At 73.8% G+C, this 15,301-nt stretch carries 11 protein-coding genes and 1 pseudogene; 7 read left to right on the top strand and 5 right to left on the bottom strand.

The annotated features are described in order from the left end of the window. Positions 1-14 precede the first annotated feature (14 nt). Positions 15-644 carry a DUF6318 family protein gene (locus J2S43_RS22775; RefSeq protein ID WP_306832378.1) on the bottom strand — a complete coding sequence of 210 codons (630 nt, stop codon included), beginning with the start codon at positions 642-644 and terminating at the stop codon, positions 15-17. On the opposite strand from J2S43_RS22775, the gene J2S43_RS22780 reads away from it, so the two are divergent. Next, the gene (locus J2S43_RS22780; protein WP_306832380.1) at positions 643-897 is read left to right on the top strand and encodes a hypothetical protein; all 255 of its coding nucleotides are present in this window, start codon (positions 643-645) and stop codon (positions 895-897) included. The genes J2S43_RS22775 and J2S43_RS22780 overlap by 2 nt on opposite strands. A 2,252-nt stretch (positions 898-3,149) precedes the next feature. Here the strand turns inward: J2S43_RS22780 and J2S43_RS42275 are convergent. Next, a pseudogene (locus J2S43_RS42275) lies at positions 3,150-3,548 on the bottom strand (protein kinase domain-containing protein); the annotation flags it as partial. A gap of 184 nt (positions 3,549-3,732) precedes the next feature. Here J2S43_RS42275 and J2S43_RS22790 point away from each other — a divergent pair. Continuing rightward, positions 3,733-5,505 (top strand): VWA domain-containing protein, encoded by a 1,773-nt coding sequence (locus J2S43_RS22790; protein WP_306832385.1) that lies wholly within the window; start codon positions 3,733-3,735, stop codon positions 5,503-5,505. A gap of 51 nt (positions 5,506-5,556) precedes the next feature. Here the strand turns inward: J2S43_RS22790 and J2S43_RS22795 are convergent, their stop codons facing one another. Beyond that, complete coding sequence (locus tag J2S43_RS22795; RefSeq protein WP_306832386.1) at positions 5,557-6,105, bottom strand: carboxymuconolactone decarboxylase family protein; 549 nt, start codon at positions 6,103-6,105, stop codon at positions 5,557-5,559. Positions 6,106-6,202: 97 nt separating this feature from the next. Then, positions 6,203-6,805, bottom strand: coding sequence for a MarR family winged helix-turn-helix transcriptional regulator (locus J2S43_RS22800; protein ID WP_306832389.1), 603 nt, complete (start codon positions 6,803-6,805; stop codon positions 6,203-6,205). A 95-nt stretch (positions 6,806-6,900) separates the two neighbouring features. On the opposite strand from J2S43_RS22800, the gene J2S43_RS22805 reads away from it, so the two are divergent. Continuing rightward, positions 6,901-7,353 (top strand): YybH family protein, encoded by a 453-nt coding sequence (locus J2S43_RS22805; RefSeq protein ID WP_306832391.1) that lies wholly within the window; start codon positions 6,901-6,903, stop codon positions 7,351-7,353. A gap of 43 nt (positions 7,354-7,396) precedes the next feature. After that, on the top strand, positions 7,397-8,581 hold the full coding sequence (locus tag J2S43_RS22810) for a MarP family serine protease (RefSeq protein ID WP_306832393.1): 1,185 nt from the start codon (positions 7,397-7,399) through the stop codon (positions 8,579-8,581). Positions 8,582-8,627: 46 nt separating this feature from the next. Here J2S43_RS22810 and J2S43_RS22815 read toward each other — a convergent pair whose 3' ends face one another. Beyond that, positions 8,628-9,827, bottom strand: coding sequence for an LCP family protein (locus J2S43_RS22815; RefSeq protein WP_306832396.1), 1,200 nt, complete (start codon positions 9,825-9,827; stop codon positions 8,628-8,630). Between the two features lie 380 nt (positions 9,828-10,207). Between J2S43_RS22815 and J2S43_RS22820 the strand changes: the two genes are divergently transcribed. From J2S43_RS22820 to J2S43_RS22830, 3 genes are all read left to right on the top strand, one after another. Beyond that, positions 10,208-12,538 carry a primosomal protein N' gene (locus J2S43_RS22820; protein ID WP_306839399.1) on the top strand — a complete coding sequence of 777 codons (2,331 nt, stop codon included), beginning with the start codon at positions 10,208-10,210 and terminating at the stop codon, positions 12,536-12,538. Positions 12,539-12,803: 265 nt separating this feature from the next. Continuing rightward, positions 12,804-14,057: an ATP-binding protein gene (locus tag J2S43_RS22825; protein ID WP_306832398.1), complete on the top strand. Its 1,254-nt coding sequence runs from the start codon at positions 12,804-12,806 to the stop codon at positions 14,055-14,057. A gap of 91 nt (positions 14,058-14,148) precedes the next feature. Next, positions 14,149-15,237 carry a hypothetical protein gene (locus J2S43_RS22830; RefSeq protein ID WP_306832401.1) on the top strand — a complete coding sequence of 363 codons (1,089 nt, stop codon included), beginning with the start codon at positions 14,149-14,151 and terminating at the stop codon, positions 15,235-15,237. The last annotated feature ends 64 nt before the right edge of the window (positions 15,238-15,301 follow it).

The following is a 15,301-nucleotide window of genomic DNA, read 5'->3' on the forward strand; positions in this document are numbered from 1 at the left end:
TGCTTTTCAAGTGGTCAGGCGAGCGGGGCGGTGGTCTGCAGGTCGCTGACGACCCAGGTGTCCCTGGACCGGGACAGCGCGACCTGGCAGGACAGGAACGTGAGCCGGGGCAGCGCGCGGCCCGGCCGGCCGTCCGGGCCGAGCACGGTGCCGGGGCTGCGGTCGACGACCACGCGCAGGATCGGTCGGTCCAGCGTGAAGAAGCTGTCCGGGTTGACGCTTCGCACCACATAACCGGCGTCCCGGATCGCACCCCCGTCGCGGTACGCGTCGGAGATCGCCGCGACCGCGGCCGCGCACGCGGTACAGGCCGGATCGCTCGCGGCCGTCAGCGCGGACGTGTCACCGGTGCGCAGCGCGTGGTCCAGCGTGGTGAAGAAGTACGGCACGAACAGCTTCGCACCCTCGCTGCTCAACTCCGACACCTGACCGCTGGGCAGCGGCGCCGAGTTCGACGCGGTCACGCTGCCCGCGGGCGGCCGAGGGCCGGCGTCCTGCCCGGGACCGCCACCGGTCGAGTACGTGACCGCGAGCAGCACCGCACCGGTCGCGACCGCGGTCGCCAGGATCCCGGCGGTCGCGACCGTCTGCTGCCGCCGCGGCCGGGCCGGCGGCCGCTCCGCGGGGGCGGGGCGGGCGTCCATGGGCTTCCCGCCACCGGCCGGCCCGTCGCGGCCCGGCCCGGCAGGGGCATCCGGCGTCCAGGTCGGCCCGGCGATCTGCGGTTTCGGCGCCTCGATCGCCCGCCAGGCCCCGGACGTTCCGGGCCCCGCGGCCGGCTGCGGCCGGGACGGAGGTGGCTCGATCGGCGGTAAGGGCCGGGCCGGCGGGCTGAGCCGGGTCTCGGCGGCGGGCCGATCCGCGCCGGCGGGACCGGTGCGCCGCGCCGGTGGATGAGCGCGCGGCGCCGGGGGGACCGGAATCGAGGGCTTTCCGGCCGCCGGGGTCCGGCCAGGGGCGACGGGGTTCGTAGCGGGCGGCGGAGTCTGCGCCGGCACCCATCGATTCTCGGGAGTCCTGCGAGGACGAGCGGCCGGCGATTCCTGCGAGGACGACGGAGCCGCACGACCGGGGGCCGCCGAAGCCGCGCGACCGGGCACGCCGGAATCCGGCGCAGCCGCAGGGCCAGGCAGGCCGGAGCCCGGCGATCCCGCACGGCCGGGCAGGCTGGAGCCCGGCGATCCCGCACGACCAGGCAGACCAGAATCCGGCGATCCCGCACGACCAGGCAGACCGGAATCCGGAGATCCGGCACGACCAGGCAGATCAGAATCCGGCGAGCCCACGCGCCCAGGCAGACCAGAACCCGGAGATCCCGCACGACCAGGCAGATCAGAGCCCGGGGAGCCCGCACGACCAGGCAGACCGGAATCCGGCGAGCCCACGCGCCCAGGCAGACCAGAAACCGGCGAAGCCGCACGACCGGGCAGACTGGAAGCCGGCGGCTCACCGGCGGCGGCCTCGCCCTCGCGGCCCTCGCGGACCCGCGGATCCTGAGCGGCCGGGATCTGCCGGGAATCCTGCGCGCTCGCGGGCGCTGGTGAGTCCTTGCCGACCGGGACGCCCTCCGCAGACCGCGGGACGTCGGAGATGGGCGGCGTCGTCTCCGCAGCCGACGGCATCGCCGCGTCCTGCGCCTCCGCCGGGACAGGCGGAAGTCCTTCCACATGCGGATTCGTGAGGTTCCGTGAAGTCGCTGGCGCCTGCGAACCTCCGGAAGCCTGCGAACTCCCGGAAGCCTGCGAACTCGCAGGAATCCGCAGGCTTGCGGAAACCGGCGGGCTCGTAACCTCCGGCGTACTCGCTGGGTCGGCCGCATCCGCGGGGCTCGCGGGTGATTCACGGCCTGCGGGCACTGGCGAGTCGCGCGGGGTGGCTGAATCGCCCGGTTTGCGCGTATCAACCGGAATGCGCCGGCCCTCGGACGCCGGCGGACCCGCCGGGACGGATGCATCGCTTTGAGCGCGCGGCGTCGCGGGCCCTCTCGGATCCGCCGGTACCGGCCGGCCGGCCGGCGTCGGCGGATTCACGGAAGCGATGTCGGCCGGCCTGTCGGCTGGGGCCTGCGGCTCAGCGCTGGCCGGTGAGCCCTGAGACACCCGTGGTTCCGCGGCGGGCCGCACCGGTCCGCTGGACGCTGCCCGGCCCGGCGTGGTGCCGGGTTCCGCGAACGTCGGCGGATCTCCGGCCGTCGGCGTGGCGCCGGAGGCTCCGGCCGCCCCCTCCGGGGGTTGCACCGGCGGCCGGTCGGCGGGCCGCGGCATCGGCAGGCCCCGCAGCAGCATCGCCGTCTGCAGCCGCCGGCCGCTCCCGCTACTGGTCGGCGAGTTCCAGGTGGGCACCCCGCCGCTACTGAACGGCGAGGTCCGCGCCGGCGGCGTGCCGCCCGAATCCGGCCGGCCACCCCGCGGCTCCGGCTCCGGCTCGTGTGGTTCCGCTCGCCGTCGCCCGGTGTACCCGGTCGCGGGCGGCGACTGTTGCGCACCGGCCGCCGGGGGCCGCTGTCCCTCACCCCCGGCCGGCCGCTGTCCCTCGGCCGCAGCCGACCGCTGTCCCTCACCCGCAGCCGGCCGCTGTCCCTCGGCCGCAGCCGACCGCTGTCCCTCACCCGCAGCCGGCCGCTGTCCCTCGGCCGCAGCCGACCGCTGTCCCTCGGCCGCAGCCGACCGCTGTCCTCCACGCTCCGGCGGCAGCTGCCCCTCGCCCGAGATCGGCGATTGTCCCACGCCAGGGAGCGGCGGCTGCCCCACGCCAGAAAGCGGCGGCTGCACCGTGTCACGAAGAGGCGACGGAGCCGACGGCTGTCCCCCGGTCGCGGCCTGCGGCTTCCCCGGACCGCCTGTGAGGGCGCGGAGGCGACCGGCCAGTTCCCGGGCCGTCGGCCGGTTCGGGGACTGTGTGGTCAGGCAGGCCTGGACCAGCGCGGTCACGCCGCTCGGTGGCGACGGGAGTGAGCCGGAGGCGTCCGGGTCCATGGCCGGCGGCCGGCCGGTGACCATCTCGTGCAGCAGCACGCCGAGCTGCTGCACGTCGTCCGCCGGTCCGGGCGCACGCTGACCGGCCGTGCGCCGGGTGAGCCAGCCGATCCGGGCGTCGGTGATCCGTACCTCTCCGGTTTCGGTCAGCAGCACGTTGCTCGGTTTGAGGCCGCCGTGCGCGATGCCCCGCTCGTGCGCCGCGGCCAGCGCGTCCGCGCACGACGCCGCGATCACGAGCGCCTCCGCGACCGGCACCGGCCCGTTCCGGGACAACCGGCGCCGCAGGTCGACGCCGCCGATCAGCTCGGTGACGAGCGCGACCGTGTCGTCCTCCGCGACCACCTCGGTGACCGGGACCCAGGCCGGGTGCACCCGGTCGCCGAGCACCGGCGCGTCCCGTAGCAGCCGGTTCACCACCCGTTCATCCCGGGCGTACTCGGTGGACAACACCTTCACCGCGCGCGTCTCCGTGGTCTCGACCACGCCGGCCCGCCACAGCGTGCCGTGCGGGCCGACCCCGGCCGGTGATCGCAGCTCGTACCTGCCGGCCAGCACCTTCTGCACCGTCATCCCACCGTCCGCGCCAAGGGTGTGCCCGGGCGGCGCGCCCGGGCCGGAGCAACGCCCTGGCAACGGAGACGGGGGCGCCCGAGTTCACGAATCACCGATGTTGCCGTCTTGTTCACAATGCACACCTGAAATGCCCGACGGCGCATACGGTACGCACGTCAAAACCTGGGAAAGGTAGACATCCATGGATTCACACGGCGTGGTCGCCCGTCGCCGCCGGCCGGGCCTGACCGTGCTTCGCATACTTCTCGTGCTCCTGCTCTGCCTGGCCGTGGTGGCCGGCACGGTCGGCGTGCTGTGGCAGCAGGGCATGCTGTCGGTGGCGGGCAGGTGCATGTCCTCGTCGACGGTCACCGTCGTCGCCTCGCCGGCCGTGGAGCCGGCGCTCAACCAGGCGGTCGCGAAGTGGAACGCGACGCGTCCCACGGTCGACGGCGCGTGCCTGACCGCGCGCACCGTCGTGCAGGAGTCCGGCCAGGCCGCGGCCGCGGTCGGGCCCGGCTGGGATCCGGCCCGGGACGGCGACAAGCCAGACGTGTGGGTGCCGGACGCAAGCGTCTGGCTGAGCGTGGCCGGTTCCCGCCCGGAGGCGGCCGCGCTGCTGAGCTCCGAGGGCACCAGCATCGCCACCTCCCCGGCCGTGCTGGCGCTGCGCAAGCCGATGGCCGGTGCGCTCGGCTGGCCGCAGAAGCAGCTGGGCCGGCAGGACGTGATCGGCGCGCTGTCCCAGCCGGACGTGTGGGCCAAGGCCGGGCACCCGGAGTACGCGAACGCGCGCGTCGGGCTGACCGACCCGGCGACGTCGACGGCCGGGCTCGCGTCCGTGCTGTCCATCCTGGACCCGACCGGCACCGGTGAGCTGGGCGAGCAGCAGCTGATCGCGGGCCTGCAGGTGAGCCGCGTGGTCGGCGGGTTCGCGCCGGACGCGAGCGTGTTCTTCGCGGCGCAGACCACCGCGGCCGCGGTCGACCCGAACTCGGTGGTGGCCGCGTTCCCGGCGCTGGAGAAGGAGGTCGCGGAGTTCAACGCGGCGAACCCGGGCGGCGAGATGGCCCCGGTCTACGACCCGCAGCAGACGTTCGTGGCCGACTTCCCGTTCGTGCCGATCACCGCGGACTGGGTGTCCGAGCGGGACCGGGCCGCGATCGCGGAGATCCGGGAGTACCTGACCGGGGCGGAGGCGCGCGCGATCCTGGCCCGGCACTACCTGCGGGCGCCGGACGGCTCGGTGGCGGACACCGCGGTGCTGCCGTCCGACGGCGGCTACCCGGCCGCGCCGCCGCCCGCCCGGGCCGCGATCACGCCGGAGCGGCTCAGCCAGGTGATGGCCGCCTGGGCGGACCTGCAGCGAAAGGTGAACCTGCTGGTGGTGCTGGACACGTCCGGGTCGATGACCGAGCCGGTGCCGGGCACCCAGCTGAACCGGCTGGCGCTGTTGCAGCAGACCGCGGGCACCGGCTTCAACCTGCTGCCGCACACGATGAGCATCGGGCTGTGGGAGTTCTCCGGGCGGGGTACCGAGCCGCACCGGGAGTTGGTGCCGTTCGGGCCGTACCCGGCGATGGCCGGTGCGGTGCCGCGTGCGCAGGCGCTGACCGAGTCGGTCGCCAAGCTCCGGGCCGAGGGCGACACGCCGCTGTACGACACGGTCTACGACGCGTTCAAGACCATGCAGAAGCAGTGGGAGGCCGGCAGCACGAACTCGGTCGTGATCATCACGGACGGCGCGAACGAGGTCGCGAACGGCCTGACGCTTGCGCAGCTGACCGAGAAGCTGGGCAAGGAGCAGATCAAGGAGAAGCCGGTCCAGGTCGTCACGATCGCGGTCGGCCCGGACGCGGACGCGGAGTCGCTGGAGAAGGTCGCGGCCGCGGCCGGCGGGCGGAACCTGGTGCTGCGCGAGCCCGGCTCCGCGATCGAGACGCTGGTCCTGGCCTTCACCGGCCGGCTGCAGTAGCCCCCCTCGTGGCAGGGGTCCCCGGGTGGGGCCCCTGCCACGTACCCCCGCTCAGTGGTTGATCGTGACGCCGGGGACCGGCGGGAAGTCCAGCTCGGTCTGGCCGACCGAGTTGAAGTAGTTGGTGAAGGTGTTGAGCGCGACCGCGGCGACGATCTCGCCGATCTCGCCGTCGGTGTAGCCGGCCTCGCGGACCGCGTCGAGGTCGGCGTCGGTGACGAAGCCCTTGCTGGCGATGACGGCCTTGGCGAACGTCAGCGCGGCCTCCACCTTGGGCTCGGAGGCCCGGCCGCTGCGGCCCGCGACCAGGTCGTCCTCGCTGACGCCGGCGCGCGCGCCGAGCACGGTGTGCGCGGCCAGGCAGTAGCCGCAGTCGTTCTCGACCGCGGCGACCAGCGCGATCTGCTCCTGCACCCGGGCCGGCAGCCGGCCCTTCGAGAGCGCGCCGCTGAACTGCAGGTACGCGTCGAGCACGGCGGGCGAGCCGGCCATCGCACGCATCATGTTCGGCGTGCTGCCGAGCGCGCGTTCGACCTTGCCGAGCAGCGTGCGGGCCGGGGCTTCGGCGGTGGCGGGGTCGACGGTGGCGAGACGAGGCATGGCTGTTCCTCCGTAGAATTGTTGGCAGTGCCGACTTTCTTTTGGCACTGCCAACTATAGGCGGCGCACGCCGGCGCGCAAGGGTGATCCGGATTACCTACCGGCGGGGCTCGTGGTCCGGGCAGGAGACGCGCAGCTCGGCGTCGCCGAACGGCGCGTCCACGAAGTTGCAGTGATGCGGCTTGCCGGACTCCGCGGGATGCGCGTCCGGCACGAAGAACCGGCAGGTCAGGCACATCCGTGAGACCGGGATCGCCCTCCGGTCCTGCAGCTCCCGCATCAGCTCGGCGGTGCCGCGCAGCAGCGCCGCGAAGTCCTCCTCGGGCAGCGCCGCCACGGCACCGCCGAGCGTCTCGGACACCTCGGTCAGCCTGTCCGCCTCGGCACGACCCGCACCGGTCAGGCTGAGCCGCAGCACCCGTGCGTCGCCCGGATCACGCACCGCCTCCAGCAGCTCCTTGCGGCGCAGCGCCTTCACCGCGTCCGACACCGTGGGCGCGGTCGAGGCGAGCGCGGCGACCAGATCACCCTGGCGCAGCGGGCTGCGGCTGCCGTGCAGCAGCGTCAGGATGTCGGCCTGCAACGGCGTCAGGTTGAGCGGGCCCGCGTTGCGCCACGCCTCCATCCGCACCGCCTGCCCGAGCCGGGCCAGCCCGATCAGCAGCTGCGCGGCCGGCGGTGGGCCCGGAACGTCCTCCATGCACCGACTCTACGTGCCTGGGTGCGACGCACCCTGGCTCCCGTCGCCGCGCGCTGCCTACCGTAGCGATCACCACAGATCATCGGAGGTACGTGATGGACGAGCAGACCGTGGCCACGCTGCAACGAGAGTGGATCTTCGGCTGGGACCGGATCGAGGGTGCACCGCCGCGCGACTTCCACGAGGTCTTCGGCCGCTACTACGACTTCGGCGCCGACGTGCTGCTCTTCGACGAGGCCGACCCGCAGCGGCGCACGTTCCGCACGGTCCAGGACTACGCGGACGCGTTCTGGCCGACGTTCCAGGCGCTGCGCTCCGCGGCCCACGCGATCGAGGCGGAGCCGGAGGTACTGGTCTCCGGCGACCTCGCGGCCGGCCGCATGATCTTCATCGCGGTGCTGACCACCGCCGACGGCGAGACCACCCATCTGCGCTGCCACAACTCCCTCGTCTGGCGGCGCAGGCCGGACCGCGACTGGCACATCGTCCGCGACCAGACCGCGGTGGCACCGATCCCCGCCGAGGAGGCGATGAGCCACTTCGGCTGACATCGATCAGAGGCGGCCGGGGGCGTACCCCTACCCTTGAGCCGTGCTCATGACCGATGTCGTTCTCCTGCTGCTGGTGCTGCTGTTCGCGGCGAGTGGTTACCGGCAGGGCTTCGTGGTGGGGACGATGTCCTTCGCCGGCTTCTTCAGCGGTGCCCTGCTCGGGCTGCAGATCGGCCCACCGATGGCGAGCCTGCTGGCGGACCCGGGCCTGCGGGTGCTGGTCTCGCTGGCCACGGTCTTCCTGGCCGCGATCGGGGGGCAGATGCTGGCCGGGTGGTTCGCCACCCGGGTGCGGTACAGCATCGTCAACCCGGCCGGGCAGCGGGCCGACGAGATCGGCGGCGCGGTCGTCTCGGTCCTCGCGGTGCTGCTGGTCTCGTGGCTGGTCGCGGTGCCGCTGGCGTCGTCCTCCATACCGTGGCTGGCCCGGTCCATCCAGGGCAGTTACGTGCTCGGCGCGGTCGACCGGGTGATGCCGGCCGGTGCCGAGGTGCTCTCCCAGGGCCTGCGGCAGACGCTGAACACGCGCGGTTTCCCCGAGGTGTTCGGCGGCCTGGACGACACGCGAGCGCCCCAGGTCGCGGCGCCGGACCCGGCGCTCGGGCGGGCACCGGCGGTGGAGCGGGCCCGGCAGTCCGTGGTCAAGGTGCTGGGCGTCGCGGGCGGCTGCGAGCGGCGGCTGGAGGGCTCCGGCTTCGTCTACGCGAACGAGCGCGTGATGACGAACGCGCACGTGGTGGCCGGCACCGACACGGTCATGGTGGAGGCCGGCACGTCGACGCTGGCCGGCCGGGTGACCGTCTACGACCCGGACCGGGACCTGGCCGTGATCTACGTGCCCGGACTCGGGGCGCCGCCGATGCGCTGGTCGCGGGAGACCGGTGAGCAGGGCGAGAATGCGATCGTGCTCGGCTTCCCGCTCGACGGGCCCTACAACGCGCAGCCGGCCCGGATCCGCCAGATGCAGCAGCAGCGCGGACCGGACCTCTACCTGTCCGGCGAGGTCACCCGGGAGATCTACACGATCCGGGCGCTGGTCCGCAGCGGCAACTCCGGCGGCCCGCTGATCGACGCGCGCGGCGACGTGCTCGGCGTGATCTTCGCGGCCTCGGCCCGGGACCCGGAGACCGGCTTCGCGCTCACCGCGGCGGAGGCCGCACCGGTGGCCCGGACCGGCCTGGACGCGGTCCGCGCCACCGGCACCGGCGAGTGCGCCGGCACCTGACCTACTCCGGCACGAGCCACTCCGGCACGACCTACGCCGGCACGCGCTACTCCGGCACGCGCGAAGCGGGCATACTCGGAGCGGGCGCACCGGACGCGGGCGCGGCCGGGGCGCCCTGCTCGGCGACGAACTCGGGGTGGTCGGCGAGGAACGCGTCAAGGTCGCCGGTCTTCGCGGCGGCCAGCATGGACAGCGAGCGCTCGTCCAGCTCCTCGTAGGCGACGCCGTCGATCTGCACGGTCCGGACCTCGCCGGCGTTCGTCTTGATCAGAGTGAGGTCGCCGGAGCGCAGGTTCTTGAACGTGAAGACGTAGTCGGCCAGCGGGATGCCGCCGGTGTCCAGCAGGAACGTGTCGCCGGCCGCCTTGACCAGCGCGTTCAGTTTGCCGAGATCGGTCAGCACGCCGCTCGTGGTGGCCTCGTCCACGATCGCCTTGATCAGCTGCTGCTGGTGGCGCTGCCGGCCGTAGTCGCCGTCGCTGAGGCTCTTGCGGATCCGGACGTAGTCGAGCGCCTCGGTCGCGTTCATCCGGCGGCAGCCCTCCTCGTGGACCAGCGGCGTCGCGCCCGGCGGCAGCTGCATGCCGTACGCCTCGGAGTACCACCCCTGGACCAGCTTGCCGTTCGCGTCCCTGCCCAGGTGGATCGACTCGGCCCGCTCGTCGACGCACATGTCCACGCCGCCGAGCGCGTGCACCACGCTGCCGAACCCGCCGAAGTCGATGATCGCGGCGCCGTTGAAGCGGATGCCGGTCTCCTCGTGCAGCGTGGTGGAGAGCAGCTCCATGCCGCGCGCCCGCTTCTCCACCTCGGAGCCGTCGCCCTGATATCCGTACCCGAAAGCGGAATTGATCTTCTCGGTCGAGCCGGTGAAGCCGGTCTTGGAATAGGCCGGGATGTCCACCCGCCAGTCCCGCGGTATCGAGATCAGGAACGCGCGGTCGTGCGTGGCCGGCACGTGCAGGATGATGATCGTGTCGGCGAGCACGCTGCCGGTCTGGCCGGGCGAGCCCTCCTCGCGCGCGTCCAGCCCGGCGAGCAGCAGGTTCACCGGCCCGTCGATGCTGTTGCCGGTCTCGCTGTTCGCGGCCGCGGCCTCGCCCTGAAGCAGCTCGGTCTGCGGCACCGAGCCGTTGACCATCCCGCGCGCCACCGCGACCGAGCCGATGCCCAGCACGGCCGCCACCAGCACGGCGATCAGTGTGATCCGTGCCCACCGTGGAACCTCGCGGCCGTTGATCGTCACCCGTGCACCCGCCTCATCCGCCGTGATCGCTTCCGCCCTCGCTTACCCGTGCGCCGGCGAACTCACTCCCGCGCGTTTCTGTCGGACCGTCGTGCAACGATTCTGAGGTGGGAGACGAGTCGGCCGAGCTGTCGCTGGACGGGCTGACCCTGACCGTGGACGCGGCCGGGGGCAGTGCGGCGGCGCGTGCGGCCGGGGGCAGTGCGGCGGCGCGTGCGGCCGGGGGCAGTGCGGCGGCGCGTGCGGCCGGGGGCAATGCGGCGGCACGCGCGGTCGCGTCCAAGGCCGCCGCGTCACCGGTCGCGAAGGGCCGGTCCCGCGCCGCGAAGCCGAAGCCGCCTCGGGAGCCCGCCGGGGAGCTGCCGGTCGCGCGCGTCTGCGTGGACGTGCCGCTCCCCCACCTGGACCGCGCGTTCGACTACCTGGTGCCGGCCGAGCTGGCCGAGACCGCCCAGCCGGGCACCCGGGTGCGGGTGCGGTTCGCCGGTCAGCTGGTCGACGGCTGGCTGCTGGAGCGGGTGGCAGAGTCGGCGCACGAGGGCAAGCTCGGCTTCCTCGACAAGCTGGTCTCCCCCGAGCGGGTGCTCAGCGACGAGGTGTCCCACCTGGTCAGGGCGATCGCCGACCGTTACGCGGGCAGCCTCGCCGACGTCCTCCGCCTCGCCGTCCCGTCCCGCCACGCCCGCGCCGAGCAGGAACCCCAGGCCAAGACCAGAACACCGGACCCCGAAATCACCCGGGGGGTACGCGGAGAGGACGCCCCCGCCACGGTCACGGCGACGGACGTGGTGGCGGTCACCACAGCGCCGGGAGCCGCTCCGGGTGCTGCGGCGCCGGAGAGGACCGCGACCACCGCGCCGCCCGAGAGCACTGCGGCGCCGGAGAGGGCTGCGATCACCACAGCGTCCGAGGATGCGGCGGCGCTGGAGAGGGCTGCGATCACCACGGTGCCCGAGAGCACTGCGGTTACTGCGGTGCCCGAGAGCACTGCGGTGCCCGGGAGGACCGCGACCGTAGAAGCGGCGGATCCGGCAACCGAGACGGCCGCGGCTGAGCAGCCGACCCTCGCAGAACCGCCCACTGTGGCAGAACCGCCGGCAGGGGCAGAACCGCCCGCAGCGGATGAACATGCGGCGGCGACCGGCGTGGTGCTGCGGGCGGCGCAGGACGGCTGGTCGGCGTACCCGCATGGTGCCGGTTTTCTGCAGGCGCTCGCGGAGCGGCGTGCGCCGCGGGCCGTGTGGTCGGCGATTCCCGGTGAGGACTGGCCGCGCCGGATCACCGAGGCCGCGGCCGTGACCGTCGCCGCCGGTCAGGGCGTGGTCGCGGTGGTGCCGGACGCGCGCGACCTGGACCGGCTGGACGCGGCGCTGACCGAGACGCTCGGCCCCGGCCGGCACGCCGCACTGGCCGCGTCGCTCGGCCCGGCGAAGCGCTACCGGGCGTTCCTGGCCGGGCTGCGCGGCGACGTGCCGGTGGTGATCGGCACCCGGGCCGCCACGTTCGCACCCGTGCACGACCTGGGCCTGGTGGTGATCTGGGACGACGGCGACGACTCGCACGCGGAGCCGCGCGCGCCCTACCCGCACGCGCGCGAGGTGCTGCTCACCCGCGCGCAGCTGGCCGGCGCGGCCGTGCTGGCCGGCGGCTTCACCCGGACCGCGGAGGCGCAGCAGCTGGTCGAGACCGGCTGGGCACACGAGCTGACCGGCAGCCGGGACGCGATCCGGGCGCGCGCGCCGCACGTGGCACCGATCGGCGACGACCCGCAGCTGGCCCGGGACCCGGCCGCCGCCACCGCCCGGCTGCCCAGCCTGGCCTGGCAGGCGGCCCGGGAGGCGCTGCGCGCGGGCGCGCCGGTGCTGGTGCAGGTGCCGCGGCGCGGTTACCTGCCGTCCGTGGCGTGCGTGACCTGCCGCGAGCCGGCCCGCTGCGCGCACTGCCAGGGCCCGCTGGAGCTGCGCTCGTCACAGGCGGTGCCGGGCTGCCGCTGGTGCGGCCGGGTCGCGGCCGGCTGGACCTGCCCGGAGTGCGGCGGCCACCGGCTGCGCGCCTCGATCGTCGGTGCCCGCCGCACCGCCGAGGAGCTGGGCCGCGCGTTCCCCGGCGCGCCGGTGCGCACGTCCGGCCGCGACGAGGTGCTGCTCCGGGTGCCCGCCGAGCCCGCCGTGGTGGTCTGCACGCCCGGTGCCGAACCGGTCGCGGACGGCGGTTACGGCGCCGTGCTGCTGCTGGACACCTGGGCGCTGCTCACCCGTGCCGACCTGCGCGCGGCCGAGGAAGCGCTGCGTCGCTGGCTGACCGCGGCCGCGCTGGCCCGCCCACAGCGCGCCGGCGGCCGCGTGGTCGTCGTGGCGGACGGCGGCATCCCGGCCGTGCAGGCGCTGCTGCGCTGGGACCCCGCGTGGTACGCGTCCCGTGAGCTGGCCGAACGCCGCGAGCTGGGCTTCCCGCCCGCCTCCCGGATGGCCAGCCTGACCGGCCCGCCCGACGCGGTCGCCGACCTCCTCGACACAGCCCGCCTCCCGGACGACGCCGAGCTGCTCGGCCCGGTCCCGGCCGGCAACGACTCCGAACGCATGCTGGTCCGCGTCCGCCGCGGCGCCGCCGGCGCACTGGCCAAGGCCCTGCACGAGGCCGCCAGCGTCCGCAGCGCCCGCAAGGCCCCACACCCGGTCCGCATCCAGATCGACCCCCACGACTTGTTCTGACCAGGTCGTCGCCGGATCGTCGCTCGGCGCCACTCCGCCGGACATCGGCGGATCAGCACGATCACTATCGCTGCCGCCTCGGGCGGAACCGACCCGCGGCGACTCCGCAACCGTAAAGCCTGGCGCCTCGCAACCGTAAAGTCGCATCGCCCGCAACTGTAAAGTCGCCTCGCCCGCAACTGTAAAGTCCCATAGCTCGCAACTGTAAAACCGGCGGGGCTCTGACGTAGAGTGGACCTCAAGGTTGCGACGCGAAACGAGGGACATGGCCAGGTCTGATCTGATTGTGCGACACGCGCAGACGCTCATCGACGACGCACTTGCGGACACTCGCGTGGTGCTGGTCAACGGCGCTCGCCAGTCGGGGAAGAGCACACTGGTCAAGGTGGTCGCCGGGGCCCGTACCGCACAGCGCCGCGACCTCGACATGCCGCAGGATCGGGAGGCGGCGGCAGCCGACCCGGTGGGTTTCGTGGAGTTCCCCGGCCTGATCGTCATCGACGAGATCCAGCGCGTGCCGGAGCTGCTGCTGGCGATCAAGGCCTCCGTCGACGCCGATCCGTCCCCCGGCCGCTTCCTGCTCAGCGGCTCGGCCCGGGTGCTCGCGCTGCGCGGCCTGCCGGACGCGCTGCCCGGCCGGATGGAAACGGTGGAGCTGTGGCCGTTCTCCCAGGGCGAGATCGACGGCACGCCGGACCGGTTCGTCGACGCGATCTTCGCGCTCGGCCCGGAGCTGCGGCACGAGTCGGGCCTCAGCCGCGCGGACTACGCGGCCCGCATCGTCCGCGGCGGCATGCCGGAGGCCGTCGCCCGCACCGATCCCCGGCGCCGCAGCCGTTTCCTGGACAGCTACGTTCAGACGCTGATCGACCGCGACGTGCAGCAGCTGGCCGACCTCGAGCGGGTCCCGCAGATGCGGCGACTGGTCGGGCTGCTCGCCGCACGGTCCGCGACGATCGTCCGCGCCCTGGAGAACGACCTGGAGCTGAGCCGCCCGACGATCCACCGGTACATGCAGCTGCTCGACGAGGTCTTCCTGATCAAGCAGATCCCCGGCTGGTCCCGCAACCTCGGCCGGCGGGCCACCCAGGCCCCGAAGATGGTCTTCGTGGACTCCGGGATCGCGGCACAGCAGCTCGCGATGGACGCGCACACGCTGCTGCGGCCGGGCGCGCCGTTCGGCCCGCTGCTGGAGGGGTTCGTCCTCTCCGAGCTGGCCCGGCAGCTGACCTGGTCGGATCAGCTCGCCGAGTTGTCCCACTACCGCGACCAGGACAGGGTGGAGGTCGACGCCGTGCTGGAGAACCGGCGCGGCCAGGTGGTCGGCATCGAGGTGAAGGCCGCCTCGACGGTCCGGGCCGACGACTTCCGCGGGCTACGGCGCCTCGAGGAGCGACTCGGCGACGACTTCGTGGCCGGGATCGTGCTCTACACCGGAACCTCCACGCTGCCGTTCGGACCGCGCCTGCGGGCGATGCCGGTCAGCGCGCTCTGGCAGGTCGGCGCGCCGCGGGCGTGAGCTGGGCGGCGCACCGCGGCGAGGGGTACGGACATCGATAGGTGTGTAGCTCTACGATGTCGTTCGGCCATATTCGCGAGCAGGGAGCGGCATGACGGAGAGCCAGGAAAGTCCGGTTCGGCACTTCTGCGCGCAGCTGGATGCCTTCGTCCGGGCGTCGGGGCAGACCCGGTCGTACGTGGTGAGCCGGCATCCGATGAGCGACTCGCAGGTCTACGCGGTGCTGGCCGGGACGGTGAAGACGCCGCCGTCGTTCGACCGGATGGTGGTGCCGATCATCGAGATCTGCGGCGGGGGCACGGCCGCGGTCGCGCAGTGGCGGACCCACCACGACACCATGGTCCGCGTCTACGAACTGCAAAAATCGTTACGCCGCAAGGGTACGGCCGAGGGCGCCCCGGACGCGCCGGAGACGAGCGAGACCGAGGAGGCGACCGAGGAGGCTCCGGCCGCGGAGAAGGCGCCGCCCGGGTTCGACGTGCCGCCGGGTTACAACCGCTTCGCGTCGGCCGAGCCGCGGCCGGCCCCGCGCCCGCGTCGCCTGCTGCTGCTGGTCGCCGCGATCGTGGCGGTGCTGGGCGTGGCGGCGGGCGGGCTCACCTGGGCACTGGCCGACCGGTCGGACTCCGGCCCGGCGGGCGGGCCGGTGGCGCCACCGCCGGTGGCCGGCGGCGGCGGCGCGAGCACGCCCGATCCGGCGTCGCCGTGCACCGGCACGGCGCCCGCGGGCGGCGGCGACCTGCTCGACACGCCACTCCCGGAGGGGCCGGGCCCGCTGTCCCGCCCCTGGTGGACCAACGAGGCGAGCATCGTGACGATGGAACGGTTCGACACGCACAGCTGGGCGGCGACCGTACCGGAGAGCATCGGCGCGGACCCGTTCGCACTGCTGGCCATCCGGGGCTGTCTGCCGGTGACGGCCGGGCATCGCTACCGGCTGGACTTCACCGCGTCCGCGAGCATCAGCGCCACGCTTCGCGCACGCGTGCAGCACAACCAGGAGCCGTACCCGGAGTCGCTGATGAAGGACCTCACGGTGGGCCCGGAGCCGCAGTCGTTCTCCTACGAGTTCACCGGCAACCGGACCAGCCCGACGAGCGAGCTGACGTTCCAGCTGGGCGGGAACCCGGCGATGCGCGTCGAGGTGACCGGCGTGGTGCTGACCGACCTCGGCGCCTGACCCTCTCCGGAACCCTCCGGAACCACCGCACTCCGGACCCCCGCTGACCTGCCGAAAGACCCAC

The organism is Catenuloplanes nepalensis (assembly GCF_030811575.1).
GTDB lineage: Bacteria > Actinomycetota > Actinomycetes > Mycobacteriales > Micromonosporaceae > Catenuloplanes > Catenuloplanes nepalensis.